Origin of the sequence: Roseospira navarrensis (genome assembly GCF_009601025.1) — a bacterium.
GTDB lineage: Bacteria > Pseudomonadota > Alphaproteobacteria > Rhodospirillales > Rhodospirillaceae > Rhodospira > Rhodospira navarrensis.
Window position 1 is genome coordinate 1 of record NZ_WIVE01000038.1, and the last position, 15658, is coordinate 15658.

A 15658-nucleotide genomic window follows, 5' to 3' on the forward strand; every position below is an offset into this window, starting at 1 on the left:
AGATCTACGCGCGCGAGGGCCTCGACAGTATCCCCAACCGGGGGCCGCTGGCCGCCAACACGGTCGCGGGCGCGGTCTCCGGGTGGAGTTCGGCCCTGGACATCAGCCGTCAGCACTGGGACGGCGGGCTGCCCCTGGCCCGCCTGCTGGAAGACGCCATCCACTACGCGGCGCAGGGCGCGCCGGCGGCTGAGTCGCTCTCGCGCACCACGGCCCGCGTGCGCGACGAGATGGCGACCCGGCCCCACTTCGCCGACCTGTTCCTGACCGTGGACGGGCAGGCGCCGCCGCCCGGCACCTGGATGCGCAATCCGGCGCTGGCAGCCACGCTGCGGCGTCTGGCCGAGGTGGGCCTGGACGATTTCTATCGGGGCAAGGTGGGGCGCGCCCTGTCGGCGGACCTGAAGGCGCTGGGCAGCCCGCTGACGTCCGACGACCTGGCCAGCCATCGCTCGGTGCGGCGGCGTCCGCTGGCGCTGAAGCTGGGCGAGGGGACGGTGTACACCACCCAGCCGCCGACGCAGGGGCTGGCCTCGTTGATGATCCTGGGCCTGTACGAGCGCCTGGGCGTGCAGGAGCCCGAGGGCTTCGACCATGCCCACGGTCTGCTGGAGGCGACCAAGGTGGCCTTCGCCCTGCGCAACCGGCACGTGACGGACCCGCGCTACATGGCCGTCCACCCGACCACCTATCTGGCCGACACCATGCTGGACCAGATGGCCGCCGGCATCGACCGCCGCCACGCGGCCCCCTGGCCGGCCCCGGCGCCGGAGGGTGATACGGTCTGGATGGGCTGCATCGACGGGGCGGGCCGCGCCGTCAGCTTCATCCAGAGCCTGTATCAGGGCTTCGGGTCAGGGGTCGTGCTGCCGGAGACGGGCGTGGTCTGGCACAACCGGGGCATCGCCTTCCAGCTCGATCCCGAGAAGCCCAACGTGCTGATCCCGGGACGGCGGCCGTTCCACACCCTGAACCCGCCCATGGCGCGGCTGCGGGACGGCTCGGTGCTGGTCTACGGCACCATGGGCGGCGACGCGCAGCCTCAGATCCAGGCGCAGGTGTTCACGCGCCATGTCCTGTACGGCCAGCCGCTGCAGGCCGCCGTGACCGCGCCGCGCTGGCTGCTGGGCCGGGCGTGGGCGGGGACGGCCCATGACGTGAAGATCGAGGACCGGGTGGCCCCCGAGGTGATCGCGGCCCTGGAGGCGGCGGGTCATCCGGTCACGCGCCTGGGGCCCTTCGACGAGATCGCCGGCCACGCCGGGGCCATCCGCCGCCGCCCCGACGGCGTGCTGGAGGGGGCCACCGATCCGCGCGCCGACGGGATCGTGGCCGCCTACTGAGCGGCTGAAATGTCGGGGCTTCCCGTCTCCGCTCCCGGCAGGAATGCGCCGTCCAGGCCGATGACGAAGTCCCGGAAGACCTGCGCGGCCGGGGTCAGGGGTTCGTCCGCGCGGTGGATCAGGTACCAGTGCCGCACCACCGGCAGCCCGGGGACGGGCAGGGCCCGCAGCTTTCCCTCGGCGCGTTCGTGGTGGACCGTGTGCGCCGACAACATCGCGACGCCCAGGCCGGCCATGACGGCCTGCTTGATGGTCTCGTTCGAGGGCATCTCCACCACCCGATAGGACCGACCCTCGCTCAGTCCGTCCAGCACCCGCATCATGAGGGTGCGGGTGCCCGAGCCCATTTCCCGCGCCAGGAACGTCTCCGCCAGCAGGGTCTCGGCCGGGACCGTCTCCAGGGCGGCCAGGGGGTGGCCGGGCCGGGCGATCATCAGGTAAGGGTGAGGCCCGAGCGGATGGGCGATCACCTCCAGGTTCTCCGGCCCGCGCCCCATGACGGCCAGATCGATGCCGCGGCTGCCCAGGCTCTCCACGATCTCGTCGCGGTTGCCGACGGTCATGTGCAGCATGATCCCCGGCATGGCGGTGTTGAACCGTGCCACCAGGCCGGGGGCGAAGTACTTGCCGGTGCTGACCACGCCCAGCCGCACGAGCCCGGCGGCGCCCTCGCGCAGGGCGCTGATGCGGGCCTCGCAGCGGGTCAGGGCAGCCTCGATCAGGCCGGCCGCGCGCAGCAGTTCCTCGCCCACCTCGGTGGGCCGCAGCGAGTCCCCGGAGCGGTCCAGGATCGGGGCGCCCACCAGCGTTTCCAGGGTCTTGAGCTGGGTGGAGACCGCCGGCGCCGTCAGATGAAGGCGCTCCGCCGCGCTCGCGATGGTGCCGCGCCGCAGCACTTCGGTGAAGCCGCGCAGGTGCTTGAGGGTCACGTCTCGGGACAGGGGCATAAATGAATTTTACGGTCTCATAGAAAAGTTTCAATCGCCTTTTTCCACACCGTGCGTCAGGGTGTGCCCCGAATAAGGACGCGCGGACGACGTTCAGGGAGGGATCACCGCACATGAGCCAACGAGACACACTGCAGGAATGGCTGGACGGGCAGGTCGTCGGCCTTCAGGCCGGACAGGCCGTGGCCGACGCCATTCTGGCGCTGGCCGACGGCGCCCGGCGGATCACCGCCCTCATCCGGCAGGGTCATCTGCTTGAGCGGGATCCGGACGAGTGGTCCATCCAGACCGTTCTGGAGGATGGCGCCAACACCATCCTGCGGGAGGTGGCGGAGAGCGCTCCGGTGGCGCACTACGCGTCGGAGGATCACGGAGACGTGATCGTTCTGGACTCCGATGGGCCGCTCGCCCTGGCCGTCGATCCGCTGGACGGGGCCTCGCACCTGGACGCCAACGTGGTCACGGGCACGATCTTCTCGCTGTATCCCAAGGCGGCCGATCCCGTCGCCTCGTTCGTCCGTTCCGGACGCGACCTGCTGGTGGCGGGCTATGCGATGTACGGCCCGCGCACGGTGCTGGTGCTCACGCTGGGGCACGGGGCGGCCAAGTTCACCCTGGACCCGGCCACGGACCGCTTCCTGCTGACGCAGCCGACCATGAAGACCCCGGAGGATGCCGACAAGTTCGCCATCAACGCCGCGAACTACCGCCACTGGGAGCCGCCCGTCCGCGCCTATATCGACGACTGCATCGAGGGTCGCGACGGGCCCCGCGACAAGGACTTCCGGATGCGTTGGGCGTCCTCGCTGGTGGCGGAGGCCCATCGGATCCTGACCCTGGGCGGCGTGTTCCTGTACCCGCGCGACAGCCGGCCGGGCCGCCAGAAGGGCACACTCCGCCGGGTGTTCGATGCCGTCCCGATCGCCATGATCGCCGAGCAGTGCGGCGCCGCCGCCACCGACGGCGCCCGCCCGATCCTGGATGCGGTCCCCGAGGGCCTGCACGACCGCGCGCCGCTGGTGTTCGGATCCCGGATGAAGGTCGAGCGGGTCCAGCGCTACCATCAGGACCCGGACTTCGCCACCGACGCGGCGCCGCTGTTCGGCGTCCGCGGCCTGTTCCGGGGCTGATCCGCGCCCCGTCCCGGATCACGCCGCCCACCGGCCACAAGACCGACAGACACAGGGGAACCGTCGAAGATGTCGCAGAAACATCCCATCATTTCCGTTGTTGGCTCCTCGGGGGCGGGGACCTCGACGGTCAAGCACACCTTCGAGCAGATCTTCCGCCGCGAGGACGTGACGGCCGCCATGATCGAGGGCGACGCCTTTCACCGCTACGACCGATTGGCGATGAAGGCGGAGAACGAGGCGCGGACCGCCGCCGGCGATCATACGTTCAGCCACTTCAGCCTGGACGCGAATCTGGTCGGAGAGCTTGAAGAGTCGTTCCGCAGCTTCGCCGAGACGGGCCGCGCCAGGACCCGGCACTACGTCCACGACGACCGCGAGGCCGAGTTGTACGGGGTGTCGCCCGGCAAGTTCACCGAGTGGAAGGAGATCGGCGAGGGCTGCGACCTGCTGTTCTACGAAGGCCTGCACGGGTGCGTCGCGACGGAAAAGTTCAACGTCGCGGGCCTTGCGGACCTGAAGATCGGTGTGGTGCCGGTCATCAACCTGGAATGGATCCAGAAGATCCACCGCGACCGCGCCTCGCGCGGGTACTCGACCGAGGCCGTGCAGGACGTGATCCTGCGCCGCATGCACTCCTACACCAACGTGATCTGCCCGCAGTTCACCGAGACGGACATCAACTTCCAGCGCGTGCCCGTGGTCGATACGTCGAACCCGTTCGTGGCGCGCTGGATCCCCACCGCCGATGAGTCGCTGGTGGTGATCCGCTTCAAGAACCCGCGCGGCATCGACTTCCCCTACCTGACCTCGATGATCCACGACAGTTGGATGTCGCGGGCCAACTCCATCGTCATCCCCGGCGGCAAGCTGGACCTGGCGATGCAATTGATCCTGACGCCCATGATCGACCGTCTGGTGGATCGGGCGCGGCGTGCGCGCATGGCCTGACGGCGCGCGCGACGACCGGAGGGCAAACCGAACCCATCGCGCGGGGGCGCGCGACCCAAGAGAAAAGGAGAACCGTGATGGATGGCGACGATTCCAAGATCGTGCAGGGTGCCGAGCGCTACAAGGCGGGCGTTCTGAAGTACAAGCAGATGGGATACTGGATTCCGGACTACGAGCCCCGGGACACGGACGTGATCGCCGTCTTCCGCATCACGCCGCAGGACGGCGTGGATCCCGAAGAGGCCGCCGCGGCCGTCGCGGGTGAGAGCTCCACCGCGACCTGGACCGTGGTGTGGACCGACCGCCTGACCGCCACCGAGAAGTATCGCGCCAAGGCCTACCGCGTGGACCAGGTGCCGAACGCGCCGGACCAGTACTTCGCCTACATCGCCTACGATCTGGACCTGTTCGAGGGCGGCTCCATCGCCAACCTGACGGCGTCCATCATCGGCAACGTGTTCGGCTTCAAGCCGCTGAAGGCCCTGCGCCTGGAAGACATGCGGCTGCCGGTCGCCTATGTGAAGACCTTCATGGGCCCCGCCACCGGCATCGTGGTCGAGCGCGAGCGCCTGGACAAGTTCGGCCGCCCGCTGCTGGGGGCGACCGTCAAGCCGAAGCTGGGCCTGTCCGGCCGCAACTACGGCCGCGTGGTGTATGAGGCGCTGAAGGGCGGCCTGGACTTCACCAAGGACGACGAGAACATCAACAGCCAGCCCTTCATGCACTGGCGCGAGCGCTTCCTGTACTGCATGGAGGCGGTCAACAAGGCGCAGGCCGCCACCGGCGAGATCAAGGGCACGTATCTGAACGTGACCGCCGGCACCATGGAAGACATGTACGAGCGCGCCGAGTTCGCCAAGGAGCTGGGCTCAAACATCGTCATGATCGATCTGGTGATCGGCTACACCGCGATCCAGTCGATGGCCAACTGGGCCCGCAAGAACGACATGATCCTGCACCTGCACCGCGCCGGTCACTCGACCTACACGCGGCAGAAGACGCACGGCGTGTCGTTCCGCGTCATCGCCAAGTGGATGCGCCTCGCGGGCGTGGACCACATCCACGCCGGCACGGTGGTCGGCAAGCTGGAAGGCGACCCGGCGACCACCAAGGGGTACTACGACATCTGCCGCGAGGAATTCAATCCGATGCGTCTGGAGCACGGCCTGTTCTTCGATCAGGACTGGGCGTCGCTCAACAAGCTGATGCCGGTGGCCTCCGGCGGCATCCACGCCGGCCAGATGCACCAGCTCATCCACCTGCTGGGCGAGGACGTCGTGCTGCAGTTCGGCGGCGGCACCATCGGCCATCCGCAGGGCATCGCCGCCGGTGCGACCGCCAACCGCGTCGCGCTGGAGGCCATGATCCTGGCTCGCAACGAGGGTCGCGACTACCTCAACGAAGGCCCCGATATCCTGGCCGAGGCCGCCAAGGGGTGCAGCCCGCTGCGCGCGGCGCTGGATGTCTGGAAGGACGTGACGTTCGACTACACGTCCACCGACACGCCGGACTTCGTGCCGACCGCCACGGCGTCGATGTAACACCCGCGCCCGCAGACCAGACGATTGGAGACAAGACCATGCGTATCACCCAGGGCGCCTTTTCCTTCCTGCCCGACCTGACCGATGAGCAGATCACCAAGCAGGTGCAGTACTGCATTGACAACGGCTGGGCCGTGAGCCTGGAGTTCACCGACGACCCGCATCCCCGCAACACCTATTGGGAGATGTGGGGTCACCCCATGTTCGACAATCCGGACGCGGCGGCGCTGATGTACGAACTGGCCGAGTGCCGCAAGGTTTACGGCGACCAGTACATCCGGGTCGTGGCCTTCGACGCCACCCACGGGTGGGAATCGGTGCGGTTGTCGTTCATCGTCAACCGGCCGAAGGAGGAGCCCGGCTTCCGCCTGGCCCGCCAGGAGATGGACGGGCGCAACCAGCGCTACACCACGATCTCCTATGCGGTCGATAAGCCGGCGGGCAGCCGCTACGCTTAGACCCTGTGCCAACCCGAGCCGATCCGGCCCCCGATGGTTTGGGGGGATCCGGATCGGCTCCCGCGGACCGGCCCGGAACGTGCCCGCGTTCCGGGTGGGTGGGGACGGTTCCTCCCTCCCGACCATCCCCACCCGCCGGTGCGCCGGACCCGGGTGGCCCGCCATCCGGCCTTCATGATCCAGTGGGACGGGAAAGAGAGTTCACGATGTCCGACGTCAGCACGGAAGACCGGCCCGAAACGGCCCAGGCGGTTGACCTTCACAAGGAGTTCGAAAGCTCCGGGGTCAAGGCGGTGCTGGAGGATCTGGACGCGACCCTGATCGGCCTCGCGCCGGTCAAGCAGCGCATCCGCGAGACCGCCGCCCTGCTGCTGGTGGAGCGCGCGCGCAAGCAGATGGGTCTGGCCCACGAGACGCCGACCCTGCACATGAGCTTCACCGGCAACCCCGGCACCGGCAAGACGACCGTGGCGCTGCGCATGGCCGACCTGCTGCACCGGCTGGGCTACATCCGCAAGGGCCATCTGGTTTCGGTCACGCGGGACGATCTGGTGGGGCAGTACATCGGCCACACGGCCCCCAAGACCAAGGAAATCCTCAAGAAGGCCATGGGCGGCGTGCTGTTCATCGACGAGGCGTACTATCTGTATCGCCCCGAGAACGAGCGCGACTACGGTCAGGAGGCCATCGAGATCCTGCTGCAGGTCATGGAAAACAACCGCGACGACCTGGTGGTGATCCTGGCCGGCTACGGCGACCGCATGGAGAAGTTCTTCGAGAGCAACCCCGGCTTCCGCTCGCGCATCGCGCACCACATCGACTTCCCGGATTACAGCGACGACGAGTTGTTCCACATTGCCGAGCTGATGCTGCGCGATCTGAACTACACCCTGACCCCGGCGGCCGCCACGGCGCTGAAGGAATACGTCGCGTTGCGTCGCAGGCAGCGGCATTTCGCCAACGCGCGCTCCATGCGCAACGCGCTGGACCGGGCGCGGCTGCGACAGGCCAACCGGCTGTTCCAGGCCAACGCGGGCCCGCTGGATGCCGAGGCGCTGTCGGCGATCGACGAACCGGATATCCGGGCCAGCCGCGTCTTTCGGGGCGGCCTCGATTCCGATCCCGAACCCGCGGCCTGAAAAAAGCCAAACAGAAGAGGACGTCCCGCCATGACCTTCGATCGTTCCGTGAAGATCGCCCCGTCGATCCTGTCCGCCGATTTCGCCAACTTCGGCGCTGAATGCCGCGCCATCGAGGCCGAGGGCTGCGACTGGGTGCATGTGGATGTCATGGACGGCCACTTCGTGCCCAACATCACCTTCGGCCCGGCCATGTGCAAGGCGATCCGACCGCACGTGAAAACGGTCATGGACGTCCACCTGATGATCGCCCCGGCGGATCCGTTCCTTGAGGATTTCGCCAAGGCCGGCGCCGATGTGCTGACCATCCATCCCGAGGCCGGCCCGCACCTGGACCGTTCGCTGCAGCTCATCCGCTCGCTGGGCTGCAAGGCCGGCGTGGCGCTCAATCCGGCCACCCACGAAAGCGCCATCGAGCACGTGCTGGATGCCATCGACCTGGTGCTGGTGATGAGCGTGAACCCCGGCTTCGGCGGTCAGAGCTTCATCCCGAGCGCGGTCGAGAAGGTGCGCCGCGTGCGGGCCATGGTCGGAGACCGGCCGATCCACATCCAGGTGGACGGCGGTGTGACCCCCCAGACCGCGCCGCTGGTGACCGAGGCCGGCGCCGACGTGCTGGTCGCCGGCTCCGCCGTGTTCAAGGGCGGGTCGGTGGACAATCCGGCCGTCTACGGCGACAACATGCGGGCCATCCGCGAAAGCGTGGCCAAGGGCGCCAAGGCGGCATAAATCCCGCGGACCCGAACCAACAGGCTGTTGCAGGCATGGATGGGGTGCTATCCTGATCGGGAGTGGACGAATTCCGCTTTCGCGCATGGCCCAGGATGGTGCCCCATGACTACGATCTTTCCCGTGAACGCGAGTCGATTGCCAGGGCTTCTGACCCGAGCGACTCAGACCGCAATCGAGCGCGCCGCAGACACCCAGCGGCCGTCTCTGCTGCCGGCGACCACCCGAGCCCCTCAGACAACCCCGCGCGACGCGCTGATGGACGTTCTGGATCGGATCGATTCGGACGCGGCGGCGGCGCTGAAGGAAAAAGCGGACCAGGTGGGCCGACTTCAGGCGCAGCTCAAGAGCATGTCCTCCGACGCGCAGGAGTCCCGCAAGGCGGCTGCCCGGCAGAAGATCGCGCGCATCAAGGCCCAATTGCAGGCGCTGCGGTTCCTGGCCGCGACGAACCCGGAGGCGGCGGCCCGTCAGGCCGCCCGGCTGGCGCGGGAACTGGCCTCGGCCGTCCGGGACTACAAGGCGGCTGGGGGCGCGTCCGGTGTGGGGGCCGGCCTGGGCGGCACCATCGCCGCGCCGGCTGTGCCCGGCGGCGCGGCTGCTGGCCCCGGACAGTCGGCCTCCGCCGGGGCCGCCTCGCCGGACGCCGCCCAGGCCGGGACGCCGCTGCAAGCGGCGGTGCCGCCGCCGCCGGCCATTCCCACCCTGTCATCCTCCGGGGCGCCGGTCAGCGACGAGACTGCGGGCGGCGAAGACTCAGGGACCGAAGCGGGCGCGTCGGCGGACCCCGAACCGGATCCTGAGGCGGATCCAGCCGCCACCCCCGGAGGGACACCGTGGACGGAGTCCGGCGCGACGAACGGCAATCGGGATGCGGGGTCCAGTCGGGAGGACGCCGAGTTTGCCGCGGAAGCCCGGCGGTTGATGGCGGAAATCAAGGCGATCCTCGAGGAGGCTGAGCGAAACAGCCGTCTTGAGGATCAGGAAGAACGGGCCGCTGTGAAAGACGCCGTGCGGACCGGCCGCAAGGCCATGCAGGCCACGGGGGCCGCCCGGGCAGACGTTTGGGGAACCGGGGCAGGCGCCACCATGCCGGTGGTCTCGCTCCTGGTCTGAACCGACCGGCTCTGGATGGGGGCCGCACCAGGTCATGTGGCCCGGCCCATGAAGCGGCGGCACGGGTCGGTGTCCTGACCACTCAGGACAATGCACGGCTGGTGTCGTTGGTGCGGGCGTTTCCTTCCCTGGCGGAATTCTTCTAGATTGGCGGGGTCCGCCACCCAAAGGGAGTGACCCCGCCATGCGTCAAGGTCCGCCGATTCCGCCCGCCGTCATCTGGCTTGGAGGCACCGGGTTGCTGCCGTTCGTGGGCGGCACCGCTCTGGCCTGGATCGGTGGGGGGCAGACGGTGGCGACCGCCAGCTTCGCCGTGCTGACCTACGGAGCCGTGATTCTGTCGTTTCTGGGCGGCATCGTCTGGGGTGTGGGCGCGGCGCAGATGCACCGCCTGGACCGGGAGGGCAGCGCGGAGCTGTTCGCGCTCAGTGTCATTCCGCCGCTGGTGGGGTGGTCGGCCCTGTTCCTGCACGGCACGCACGGCTTCACGCTGCTCAGCCTCGCGTTCCTCGGCCAACTGGCGCTCGACAAGCGCATGCGGGACATGAACCTGGTGCCGCACTGGTGGCTGGGCCTGCGTCTGGGCCTGACCACGGGCGTGATCCTGTGTCTGGTGCTGACGGCGGTGGCGGCGGGACGGGTCGCGGTCGCGATGTAGCGCGGGACGCCGCCGCCACAGGCTCACCGCTGGTCCAGCTTCAGTTCGATGCGGCGGTTCCGGGCGTAGGCCTGTTCCGTGTCGCCCTCGGCGACCGGACGGAATTCACCGAAGCCGGCGGCGGCGAGCCGGTCCGGCGGCACGCCCTGGTCGATGAGGAACTGGACCACCGAGATCGCGCGCGACGCCGACAGCTCCCAGTTGCTGCGGAACCGGGCCGTATTGATGGGTCGCCGATCCGTGTGCCCGTCCACGCGCAGGATCCAGTCGATGTCGTCCGGCACCTCCTCGGCGATCTCCAGCAGGGTATCGGCCAGATCGGCCATGCGCGCCCGCCCTTCGGGGCCGAGGGTGGCCTCGCCCACATCGAACAGCACTTCGGACTGGAACACGAACCGATCGCCGTCGATCCGGATGCCCTCCCGGTCGCCCAGCACCTGCCGCAGGCGGCCGAAGAACTCCGAGCGATAGCGCTGCAACTCCTGCACCTTGCTGGCCAGGGCGGCGTTCAGACGCTGGCCCAGATTGGCGATGGTGGCGCGCTGGGCCTCGTTCTGCGCCTCCTGCGCCTCCAGCACGTCGCCGAGACGGGCCAGTTCGGCGCGCACCCGCTTGAGCTGTTCGTTCAACAGCGCGGCCTGGGCGCGCGCCTGCTCGGAGATGCGAAACTCCTCTTCAAGGGCGCCCTCGGTGGCCTCCATCGCCGTGTCCATCTCGCGAATGCGCCCCTCCAGGTCGTCGCGCAACGCGGTCAGGGCCTCCACGTCCTGGCGCAGGCGCACCACCTCGGCCAACGTGGTTTCGATGGTCTCCTTGTCGGCGGTGATGGTCTGGTTCGCTGCCTCCAGGGCCTCACGCAACTGGTCCCGGGCGTCCTCCAGGTCGGCGATCTGGGATTCCAGCCGGGCCAGATCGGCCAATCGCGTTTCGAGAGTCTCGGCGTCGGCGTCGATGGTGGCGTATGCGTCTTCCAGATCGGCCGAGAGGGTCTCGTTCAGGGCCTCCAGGCGGGCGATCTCCTCGCGCAGGGCGGCCCGGCTGTCCTCCAAAGCCGCCACCTCGCTTTCAAGGGCCGCGAGGTCCGCCTTTCGCGCCGCGATGGTCTCCTTGTCCGCCGCGATGGTGCCATAGGCTTCTTCCAGGTCGGCGGACAGGGCTTTGTTGAGGTCCTCCAGGCGGGCCACCTCGGCGGCCAGCGCGGCGCGGCGGTCCTCCAGATCCTCCAGGGACTGGGCGCCGACGGCCAGATCCGCACGCAGGCTCTCGATGGTGGCGTCGCGGTCGGCGAGGGCGGTCTCGCGCGCTTCCAGGTCGGCCTGAAGACGCACGATCCGGTCCTCGCGGGCGGCCAGTTCCGTCTCCCGCGTGTTCAGGTCGCCCAGGGCGGCGCTCAGGCGCTCGGCAAGCGTGCGCTGATCGTCCTGCAACGCGCCGATGCGGGCGCGCTGGCGGTCCACCAGGGCGAGGGCGTCAACGAGTTCCTGTTCGGTGGCCTCGCTGGCCCGGGTGGTGCCGACAAGCGATTCCCACCGCGCGTTGGCGTCGCGCAGATCCTGCGACAGTTGCACGACGTTGGCGCGCAGGTCGGCGTTGTCCCGACGCTCAAGGGCAAGCTGGTCTTCGTATTCCGCGATCTGGTCGCGCAGTTGGTCCAGCGCGGCATCGCGCCCGCTCAGCGCCTGGCCCATGAAGAACTGGGCCAGCACGAACACCATCAGCACGAAGATGACGATGATGAGCAGCGTGGCGAGAACATCGACGAACCCGGGCCAGATATCCAGGCTCTGACTGGCGCGGCGACGGCTTTGCGAGGCCATGATCCTGCCGCCCTGCGGTTAGCGTTGTGGGGGCGGCTGCTGGTCCGCCATGCCGGCGGCGACGGCGATGGTGCGCGCCAGCACCTTGATTTCGGCGCGCAGTTCCTTGACCGTCTGCTCGCGGCTGCTGCTCATCTCGTTGGCCATGTAGGTCACCGCGGCATCCAGGTTGCGGATATGGCCGCGCGTGGCCTCGTCCACACCGCCATCGGGCTTGTGCTCGGTGGCCTCCACGAGCCGCTGCATGAGCGGGCGCAAATCGGCGTGGCTCTCCGCCAGCCGAAGAAGGACGGCCTGTTCGGTGCGCATCTGTTCGGCGAGGGTGCCGAGGGTATCCACCAGCGAGCGGATTTGCGACTGGGTGGCCACGCGGCCTTCCTCGCCCCGGGCGATGGTGCGCTGAAGGTCGTCGAGGCTATCGGCGGTCTGCTCCAGCAGCGCCTGGATGTAGGCCGGCACGGAGCCGCCGCCCTCCACCTCGCCCAGGCCACCGCCCGAGGACAGGCGGGTCAGGCCGGAGAGCCATTCCTCCAGGTCGTTCAGGAAGGTGTTCTGGGCGCGGCTGGACTGGATATCAAGGAAGCCCAGCACCAGGGATCCGGCAAGGCCCAGCAACGACGACGAGAAGGCCGTGCCCATGCCGGCCAGGGGCGCTTCCAGGCCGCTTTTCAGGTCGTCGAACACGGCCTGGGGATTGTCGCCGGCGATGGTCAGGTCCCGAATGACGAAGCCGATGGAACTGACGGTCTCCAGCAGGCCCCAGAAGGTGCCAAGCAGGCCCAGGAAGATGGACAGGCCCATGATGTAGCGGGCCAGGTCGCGGGCCTCGTCGAGGCGCGACGCCAGCCCGTCCATCAGCGAGCGCATCGCCGGAACCGAGATGGAGAAGCGGCCCCGCCCCAGGGACTTCTCCTTGTGCTCGGTCAGCATCTGGGCCATGCCGCCCAGAAGCGGCGGCACCTGCTCCTGGGTCAACCCCACTTCACCGGCCCGGAACCGCTCGACCCAGTCCACTTCCGGCCCCAGGCGCAGCACCTGCCGGAAATTCAGCCCGATCCCGAACAGAACCACGAACACGATCAGCCCGTTGAGCGCCGGGTTTGCCATGAAGGCAGAGGACAGGGCCGGGAACAGGACGGCCGCCACCACCGCCACCATGGCGACGAACAGCACCATGCGCGTCAGGAAACGGCGCGGACGGGTCATGAGGGCGGCTCCTGCGTCACCGGCGCCTACCGATCGATCGTGACGACATCGACGCGGTCCTTCCGGCCGTCGCCGTACTGGTCACCCAGGGCGCGGACGTCGATGCGGGCGCTGGCCACGCCCTGGTCAATGAGATGGGCGCGGACCGAAAGCGCCCGCGACAGCGACGTGCGGCGGGCCTGATTGGCGTTGCCGTCCCCGCCGGCGTAGGCGCGGACGGTGGCGCGGGCGGCCGGGTTGCCGTCCAGCACGGCGGCCACCCGCTCCAGGGTCCAGCGCGCGGACTCGGGCAGGTCGGTGGCGTCGCCCTCGAACAGGATGGTGACCGTGCCCCCGACGGCCGGCATCTCGCCGTCCGGGGCGGGCTGGGCCGGGCGAGCCGCGACCTCCGCCTGGGGATCGTCGATCCCCCCATCGGCCCCCCCATCGGCCCCCCCATCGGCAGCGCCGGCGAGATCGGCCAGGGGCAGCGGCGCGTTCTCGGACGTGTCGGACTCCGGCGGGCGCGACGGGGTCGCGGGCTGCGCCGGGAGCGGGGGCGTCTGGTCCTGGCCGGTGGCGGCCGAGGTGGTCGGCTCCGGGTCGGGCGTGGCGGGTGCCGGGGGCGCGGGCGGCGGCGTGGCCGGCCGCGAGCGCATGGCCGAGCCCGGCACGGACAAGGGCGGCGGCGCCGGTCCGATGCGGCCGCTGGCGTCGGCGGTCAACTGCGTCGTGCCCACGGTCAGGCGGGTGCGGGGCAGGGGCACCGATCCCGCCGTTCCGGTCGGGCGCGGGGGGGCGTCCGGCTTGGTCATGGTGACCGTGGACGGCACCGACGGGCCGGGCGCGGCCGGCACGGGTTCGGCGACGGGCTCCGGTTCCGTTTGCGGTTCCGTTTGCGGTTCCTGGGGCGAGACGGGGGTCGGCGGCGCCGGCGGGGCCATGGCCGTATCGGGCACCGGCGGCGGGGCCGGCGAGGGTTCCGGCGGCGCGGGCGCGGGCGGCGGTTCGGGCGCGGCCATCTCCCGGTCCGGTTCTGGCGCGGGCCGGGGCGCGGGCGCCGGTTCGGGTGCCGGGGCCGGGCGGGTGGTCTCGCGCGGTTCGTCCCGGAAGGGGTCCGGGATCGACGGGTCAGGGGCCGTCTGGGCCGGGCGGGCGGCCGGTTGCGGGCTGGGCGTTCGCACAGCCGGAGCGGGGGCGGGGGCCGCCGACGCCGGCGGCATCATGCCGGGCGGCAGGGTGAGGCGCGAGCGCGGCATGCCCGTGGGGGGCAGTTGCAGCGGACTGCCCGCCACCGGCGGCGGCGCGCCGGGCGAGGGCTGGAGGCCGTAGCCCGCCCCGTAACCCGTCCCATAGCCCCCCGGCCCCATCTGCGCGGCGCCGGCGCTCGGGTTGGACGAGAAGGCGGGGTTGACCACCACGCTCGGGTCCTGGGCCAGGGCCGGCGCGGTCAGGCACAGGGCGGCGACCAGGGGCAGCGCCGTCACTGCCGATCCCGGCAAACGCGGGACGAAGCGGACGGCGGGCCGGGTCGGGTCGGTCGGTGTGGAGGGTCGCTGCGCACGCATGGCCGGCCTGTGCCTTCTCCCGAATCAATCGTGGCGTCGGTCTGGGAACCGGGGGCCTGCAGGCTGACGGCCGCGCCTTGTCCCCGGCGCGGCATGATGCGCCGGCAGCCCCCGAAAGTCCTGCCACCGTATATCAGACGGGACGAGTCCGGCAAGGCGGCTGCCGGCCCCGATGCGGGCCGCGCCCGGTCAGGACCCGGTCGGCACGGCCGGGGCATCCCCGGACGGGGTGCCGGAGGCGGCGTCGGTCCCCGCCGTCTGTGCCGGGCCCGGGTGCTGGGCCTCGGGTCCCACCAGATCGAGCAGAGCCCGGTGCATGGACGCATTGGCCGCCAGGATGGTGCCGCCGGCCAGGAACTCGGTGCCGCCCTTCAGGTCGGTCACCGTGCCGCCGGCCTCGCGCACCAGGATGATGCCGGCCGCCACGTCCCAGGGGTGCAGGCCGGTTTCCCAGAATCCCTCGAAGCGCCCGGCGGCGGTGAAGGCGAGGTCCAGCGACGCCACGCCCATGCGGCGGATGCCGGCGGACACGGCCATGACCTTGGCCATCTGGCGCAGGAAGGGGGCATGGCCCGGCTTGCCCTTGTAGGGGATGCCGGTGGCGAACAGCGAGGCTGAGACGTCCCGCCGCGCCGAGACCCGAAGGCGGCGGTCGTTCATGAACGCGCCCTGGCCCTTTTCCGCCCAGTACAGTTCGTCGGTGATGGGGTTCAGGACCACGCCGGCGACGATCTCGCCGTCCCGTTCGAGGCCGATGGAGATGGCGAAGTGCGGGATGCCGTGCAGGAAGTTGCTGGTGCCGTCCAACGGATCGACGATCCAGCGGTGCCGCGTGTCGCGGCCCGCGTCGGTGCCGCTTTCCTCCATCAGGAAACCCCACTCGGGGCGGGCGCGCTTCAGTTCGGCTTTGATGGTGCGTTCGGCCTTCATGTCGGCGTTGGAGACGAAGTCGCCCGGTCCCTTGACCGAGACCTGCAACTGCTCGACCTCGCCGAAGTCGCGCACGAGGCCGCGCGCCGCCTTCTGGGCGGCCGAGACCATCACGTTGATATTGGCGGAGCGAAAACCGGCCATGC

14 protein-coding genes are annotated in these 15658 nt (G+C 69.9%); 9 read left to right on the forward strand and 5 right to left on the reverse strand.

The genetic code is table 11. The annotated features are described in order from the left end of the window. The coding region (locus tag GHC57_RS12195; protein WP_153344604.1) for a gamma-glutamyltransferase family protein at positions 1-1343 on the forward strand (1343 nt) is incomplete at its 5' end. Here the strand turns inward: GHC57_RS12195 and GHC57_RS12200 are convergent. Then, positions 1337-2290, reverse strand: coding sequence for a LysR family transcriptional regulator (locus GHC57_RS12200; protein ID WP_153344606.1), 954 nt, complete (start codon positions 2288-2290; stop codon positions 1337-1339). The genes GHC57_RS12195 and GHC57_RS12200 overlap by 7 nt on opposite strands. A 113-nt stretch (positions 2291-2403) precedes the next feature. Between GHC57_RS12200 and GHC57_RS12205 the strand changes: the two genes are divergently transcribed. From GHC57_RS12205 to GHC57_RS12240, 8 genes are all read left to right on the forward strand, one after another. After that, positions 2404-3420, forward strand: a complete 1017-nt coding sequence (locus GHC57_RS12205) for a class 1 fructose-bisphosphatase (RefSeq protein ID WP_153344608.1) — start codon at positions 2404-2406, stop codon at positions 3418-3420. Between the two features lie 69 nt (positions 3421-3489). Next, a complete protein-coding gene (locus GHC57_RS12210) occupies positions 3490-4371 on the forward strand; it encodes a phosphoribulokinase (protein ID WP_153344610.1) in 882 nt (293 codons plus the stop codon). A gap of 77 nt (positions 4372-4448) precedes the next feature. Beyond that, complete coding sequence (locus GHC57_RS12215; RefSeq protein ID WP_153344611.1) at positions 4449-5912, forward strand: form I ribulose bisphosphate carboxylase large subunit; 1464 nt, start codon at positions 4449-4451, stop codon at positions 5910-5912. A 38-nt stretch (positions 5913-5950) separates the two neighbouring features. Beyond that, positions 5951-6370 (forward strand): ribulose bisphosphate carboxylase small subunit, encoded by a 420-nt coding sequence (locus GHC57_RS12220; protein ID WP_153344613.1) that lies wholly within the window; start codon positions 5951-5953, stop codon positions 6368-6370. Between the two features lie 206 nt (positions 6371-6576). Next, positions 6577-7509 (forward strand): CbbX protein, encoded by a 933-nt coding sequence (cbbX, locus tag GHC57_RS12225; protein ID WP_153344615.1) that lies wholly within the window; start codon positions 6577-6579, stop codon positions 7507-7509. A 30-nt stretch (positions 7510-7539) separates the two neighbouring features. Beyond that, on the forward strand, positions 7540-8238 hold the full coding sequence (rpe, locus tag GHC57_RS12230) for a ribulose-phosphate 3-epimerase (RefSeq protein WP_153344617.1): 699 nt from the start codon (positions 7540-7542) through the stop codon (positions 8236-8238). 258 nt (positions 8239-8496) lie between these two features. Then, a complete protein-coding gene (locus tag GHC57_RS12235) occupies positions 8497-9354 on the forward strand; it encodes a hypothetical protein (RefSeq protein ID WP_153344619.1) in 858 nt (285 codons plus the stop codon). 184 nt (positions 9355-9538) lie between these two features. After that, complete coding sequence (locus tag GHC57_RS12240; protein ID WP_153344621.1) at positions 9539-10012, forward strand: DUF3429 domain-containing protein; 474 nt, start codon at positions 9539-9541, stop codon at positions 10010-10012. 23 nt (positions 10013-10035) lie between these two features. On the opposite strand, the gene GHC57_RS12245 is transcribed toward GHC57_RS12240, so the two are convergent. The 4 genes from GHC57_RS12245 to GHC57_RS12260 all read right to left on the reverse strand — a co-directional run bounded on the left by GHC57_RS12245 (position 10036) and on the right by GHC57_RS12260 (position 15656). Next, positions 10036-11829, reverse strand: a complete 1794-nt coding sequence (locus GHC57_RS12245; RefSeq protein ID WP_153344623.1) for a peptidoglycan -binding protein — start codon at positions 11827-11829, stop codon at positions 10036-10038. A gap of 18 nt (positions 11830-11847) precedes the next feature. Beyond that, a complete protein-coding gene (locus GHC57_RS12250) occupies positions 11848-13035 on the reverse strand; it encodes a flagellar motor protein MotA (protein ID WP_153344625.1) in 1188 nt (395 codons plus the stop codon). Between the two features lie 26 nt (positions 13036-13061). Continuing rightward, a complete protein-coding gene (locus GHC57_RS20280) occupies positions 13062-14501 on the reverse strand; it encodes an OmpA family protein (protein WP_153344627.1) in 1440 nt (479 codons plus the stop codon). A gap of 270 nt (positions 14502-14771) precedes the next feature. After that, positions 14772-15656, reverse strand: a complete 885-nt coding sequence (locus GHC57_RS12260; protein ID WP_153344629.1) for an inositol monophosphatase family protein — start codon at positions 15654-15656, stop codon at positions 14772-14774. Between the last annotated feature and the right edge of the window lie 2 nt (positions 15657-15658).

Bases quoted from the DNA above. Each gene is read 5' to 3' on its own strand.
- GHC57_RS12210 (WP_153344610.1), top strand. From the start codon at position 3,490: ATGTCGCAGAAACATCCCATCATTTCCGTTGTTGGCTCCTCGGGGGCG.
- GHC57_RS12260 (WP_153344629.1), bottom strand. From the start codon at position 15,656: ATGGCCGGTTTTCGCTCCGCCAATATCAACGTGATGGTCTCGGCCGCC.
- GHC57_RS12245 (WP_153344623.1), bottom strand. From the start codon at position 11,829: ATGGCCTCGCAAAGCCGTCGCCGCGCCAGTCAGAGCCTGGATATCTGG.
- cbbX (WP_153344615.1), top strand. From the start codon at position 6,577: ATGTCCGACGTCAGCACGGAAGACCGGCCCGAAACGGCCCAGGCGGTT.
- GHC57_RS12200 (WP_153344606.1), bottom strand. From the start codon at position 2,290: ATGCCCCTGTCCCGAGACGTGACCCTCAAGCACCTGCGCGGCTTCACC.
- GHC57_RS12220 (WP_153344613.1), top strand. From the start codon at position 5,951: ATGCGTATCACCCAGGGCGCCTTTTCCTTCCTGCCCGACCTGACCGAT.
- GHC57_RS12205 (WP_153344608.1), top strand. From the start codon at position 2,404: ATGAGCCAACGAGACACACTGCAGGAATGGCTGGACGGGCAGGTCGTC.
- GHC57_RS12215 (WP_153344611.1), top strand. From the start codon at position 4,449: ATGGATGGCGACGATTCCAAGATCGTGCAGGGTGCCGAGCGCTACAAG.
- GHC57_RS12250 (WP_153344625.1), bottom strand. From the start codon at position 13,035: ATGACCCGTCCGCGCCGTTTCCTGACGCGCATGGTGCTGTTCGTCGCC.
- GHC57_RS12235 (WP_153344619.1), top strand. From the start codon at position 8,497: ATGGACGTTCTGGATCGGATCGATTCGGACGCGGCGGCGGCGCTGAAG.
- GHC57_RS12240 (WP_153344621.1), top strand. From the start codon at position 9,539: ATGCGTCAAGGTCCGCCGATTCCGCCCGCCGTCATCTGGCTTGGAGGC.
- rpe (WP_153344617.1), top strand. From the start codon at position 7,540: ATGACCTTCGATCGTTCCGTGAAGATCGCCCCGTCGATCCTGTCCGCC.